The sequence below is a fragment of the Mesorhizobium sp. M7A.F.Ca.US.002.01.1.1 genome (assembly GCF_004022955.1).
Classification (GTDB): domain Bacteria; phylum Pseudomonadota; class Alphaproteobacteria; order Rhizobiales; family Rhizobiaceae; genus Mesorhizobium; species Mesorhizobium ciceri.
This window is the reverse complement of record NZ_RZQE01000536.1, coordinates 1-3,664: the sequence shown is the minus strand read 5'-3', so window position 1 is coordinate 3,664 and position 3,664 is coordinate 1. Positions and strand designations below refer to the sequence as shown.

The 3,664-nt window shown below is 63.8% G+C and carries 5 protein-coding genes; 1 reads left to right on the top strand and 4 read right to left on the bottom strand.

Going from position 1 to position 3,664, the window contains the following annotated elements; translation table 11 throughout:
- Positions 1-469 (top strand): invasion associated locus B family protein (locus EN932_RS31380; RefSeq protein ID WP_128369340.1); only part of this gene is annotated, 469 nt, incomplete at its 5' end.
- Between the two features lie 85 nt (positions 470-554).
- Here EN932_RS31380 and coaBC read toward each other — a convergent pair.
- The 4 genes from coaBC to EN932_RS31360 form a co-directional block, all read right to left on the bottom strand.
- The gene (gene coaBC, locus EN932_RS31375; protein ID WP_127368789.1) at positions 555-1,787 is read right to left on the bottom strand and encodes a bifunctional phosphopantothenoylcysteine decarboxylase/phosphopantothenate--cysteine ligase CoaBC; all 1,233 of its coding nucleotides are present in this window, start codon (positions 1,785-1,787) and stop codon (positions 555-557) included.
- A complete protein-coding gene (locus EN932_RS31370; protein WP_127368790.1) occupies positions 1,784-2,206 on the bottom strand; it encodes a type II toxin-antitoxin system VapC family toxin in 423 nt (140 codons plus the stop codon). Before EN932_RS31370 ends, coaBC begins: the two co-directional genes overlap by 4 nt.
- Positions 2,207-2,208: 2 nt before the next feature.
- Entirely contained in the window at positions 2,209-2,466 is a 258-nt protein-coding gene (locus tag EN932_RS31365) for a plasmid stability protein (protein WP_013529622.1), read from the bottom strand.
- Between the two features lie 80 nt (positions 2,467-2,546).
- On the bottom strand, positions 2,547-3,664 hold a 1,118-nt coding region (locus EN932_RS31360), incomplete at its 5' end, for an AarF/UbiB family protein (protein ID WP_128369339.1).

Below are 3,664 nucleotides of genomic sequence, written 5' to 3'. Positions count from 1 at the left end.
CGCCGATGCGCCGCAGTTGCCCGGTGGCGCGTCGGCACTGTCCGAAACCCACGGCGACTGGACGGTCAATTGCCAGATATCAGGCGCGACCAAAACTTGCAGCCTGTCGCATCAGCAATTCAACAAGCAGAACAATCAGCGCCTGCTGGCGATCGAGCTGTCGAGCAAGACCGGCGAGGATGCCACGGGAACGCTTGCGCTGCCGTTCGGCCTGGCGCTGGCCAAGGGGGTGAGCCTGACCATCGACGATCAGAAGCTGGACGGCAGCCTGGCGTTCAACACCTGCCAGGTCGTCGGCTGTCTGGTGCCGGTGGTGTTCGATGCGACTGTCACGCCGCTGCTGAAATCAGGCACCACGCTGAAGATCGACGCTTTCGCGGCAGACACCGGACAAGCGGTGAGCTTTTCCATTCCGCTCAACGGCTTCGCCGGCGCACTTGCCCGGACCGCGGAGCTTTTGACCAATTGATGTGAGCCGCAGGACTTAAAGCGCGCGCCGCCTGAACGCAGTCTCGCGGCAGGGCGGTGCGTCACTGCAGCAGAACATTTTTCAGTCAAACGACGATTGTTTTAAGCCGTTCGGCGATCAGGGCGGCAAGCCGAGCCGCCACTTCGTCCTTGCTCATCTCCGGCCATTCCTCGACACCGGCCTTTGACACGATCCGCACCCGGTTGCGATCGCCGCCCATCACGCCCGAAGAGCCGACGCCGCTTCCCTGCGACACGTCGTTGGCAACGATGAGATCGGCGCCTTTCTTCTTGAGCTTGGCCTCGGCGTTGCGCAGGAGATCCTGTGTCTCGGCGGCGAAGCCGATAACCAGGCCGGGTCGCTGGCTGTGATGGCCGACGCCGGCGAGAATGTCGGGATTCTCGACCATGCGCAGCACCGGCGGCTCTTCGCCCGCGACCTTCTTGATCTTCTCACCGGCCGAGTTCTCGGTGCGCCAGTCGGCCACGGCGGCGACGAACACCGCCGCATCTGCGGGCAAGAGCCGTTCCACCGCGTCGCGCATCTCCTGCGCACGCTCGACGTGAATGGTCTTCACTCCGGGGGGATCGGCGATGCCGACAGGGCCGGAGACGAGGCGCACATCGGCGCCGAGCCTGGCCAGTGCTGCCGCGATGGCATGGCCCTGCTTGCCGGACGAGCGGTTGGCGATGTAGCGCACCGGGTCGATCGGCTCATGGGTCGGGCCGGAGGTGACGATGATCTTGCGCCCCGACAGCGGCCTGGGGCCGACATCGAGCAGCGCCTCGACCGCGGCAACGATCTCCAGCGGCTCGGCCATGCGGCCTTCGCCCGCCTCATTGCTTTCGGCCATCTCGCCCCTGGCCGGGCCGACGAAGGTGACGCCGTCCTTCTGCAGCGTCGCGCGGTTGCGGCGGGTGGCCGGATGCGCCCACATTCTGGGGTTCATGGCCGGCGCCATCAGCACCGGCTTGTCGGTGGCGACAAGCACGGTGGAGGCCAGATCGTTGGCGTGGCCGTTTGCGAGCTTCGCCATCAGGTCGGCGGTGGCGGGCGCCACCACCAGCAGATCGGCCTCGCGCGACAGCCTGATATGGCCGACATCGTGTTCGTCATTGCGGTCGAACAGCTCGGTGAAGACATGGTCGGCGGAGAGCGCGCCGACCGACAGCGTGGTGACGAATTCCTGCGCGGCCGATGTCATGACCACCCGAACCGCGGCCCCGCGCTCGCGCAGCCGGCGGATCAGATCCAGCGCTTTGTAGGCGGCGATGCCGCCGCCGATGATGAGCAGGATGCGCTTGCCGGAGAGGCTCATGCACCCTCCCAAGGATTGACTATGCTGATACCGCAATCGGAAAAGTCAGCAACATTTCTAGTCACCACCGCAAAGCCCCGCGAGCGAGCAACCGAGGCGATCTGTGCGTCAAATTCGCGTATAGGACGTCCCAGAAATCGTCTGTTCGAAACAATCTCCGCGTATGCTTCGGCTTCGCGGTCACCGAACGCGAGCACTGGGGTCTTGAGCCATTTGGTGAAAAAGGCCCCGATGACACTACCCAGTGCAGCCTTACGCGTTCCGTCCGGCATGTTCGCAAGCCCAACGAGCAGCTCTGCCTTGGTCATCACCGTGACATATGAGCGGGTCGCGAGCGAGCTATCCATCCAGGTAGCCACCCCTGCATCCGGCCGTGGTTTGAAGGTTTCCGAGATAACATTCGTATCCAGCACGAACATGGTTAGTCAAATTTCAGTGGCTCGCGCGTAGGGCCGCGCTCCGGCAACTCGACATCGAAACCGCCATGGGGCTCAACCAGCCTACGAATCGCGGCATAGAGTGACTCTCCCCGAGGGTCTTGGTCCACACCGTCCGAAAGAACACTCTTGGCAAGAACGCTACGCGCTTCCTCTTCCATTGAGACTCCCCTCACGGCAGCTCGCTCACGCAGTTTCTGCTTCACGTTGGTGTCGAGATTGCGGATGGTAAGTGTGCTCATGTTTTTGCTCCTTACCTCAACCTAGTCCATGAAAGCGTTGCTTTCAATGATAGCAATGCCGGCACTGCTGTCACCGAGACTCAGATCATCTTCCAGGCGATATAGACCAGCGTCAGCGCGATCACCCAGAGTGCCCAGCGGCCGGAACGGCTGTAGCGCGCTTCGGCCTTGCCGATGGCGTGGGCAGTGGTCTCGTCGAAGCGCAGGCCATGCTCGGCCATCAGGTCGATCTCGCGCGACAGCCGGTCAGTGCGCGCCGCAAGCTCGGGCACCTGGCGGGCCAGCGTCAGCAGCGCCTTGGCGCCATCGCGCGCATCCATCATCATGCCACGCGGCCCAAGATTGCCTGATATCCAGTCGCCGACCACCGGCTCGGCAGTCTTCCACATGTTGAAGGCCGGGTCGAGCGTGCGCGCCACGCCCTCGACCACCACCATGGTCTTCTGCAGCAGGATCAGTTCGGGCCGCGTCGCCATGTCGAAGAGCTCGGTAACCTCGAACAGCAGCGTCAGAAGCTTGGCCATCGAGATGGTCTCGGCCGGCTGGCCATGGATCGGCTCGCCGATCGCCCGGATCGCCTGCGCGAAGGCCGCGACATTGTGCTGGCGCGGCACATAGCCGGCCTCGAAATGGACCTCAGCGACGCGCAAATAGTCGCGCGTGATGAAGCCGTAGAGGATTTCGGCGAGGAAGCGGCGCTCCTTCTTGCCGAGCCGGCCGGCAATGCCGAGATCGACGGCAACGATGGTGCCGTTCGCCTCGACGAACAAATTGCCCGGATGCATGTCGGCGTGGAAAAATCCGTCGCGCAGCGTGTGGCGCAGGAACGACTGGATCAGGTTTGTGGCGATGGTTTTCAGATCGTGGCCCGCCGCGACCAGTCCGGCAATGTCGTTCATCTTCACGCCGTCGACCCACTCCATGGTCAACACGTCGCGGCCGGTACGCTCCCAGTCGACGGACGGCACGCGAAAGCCGGGGTCGTGCCTGGTGCTTTCGCCGAGCTCCGAGAGGGCCGCCGCCTCGAGGCGAAGATCCATCTCGATCTTGGTGGTCTGAGCCAGCGTCTGGGTGACCTCGACCGGCCGCAGCCGGCGGGACGAGGGGATGTATTTCTCCTGCAGGCGAGCGGCAAGGAAATAGCTTTCGAGATCCTGGAAGAAGCGGCGGCGCACGCCGGGCCGGATCACCTTGACCG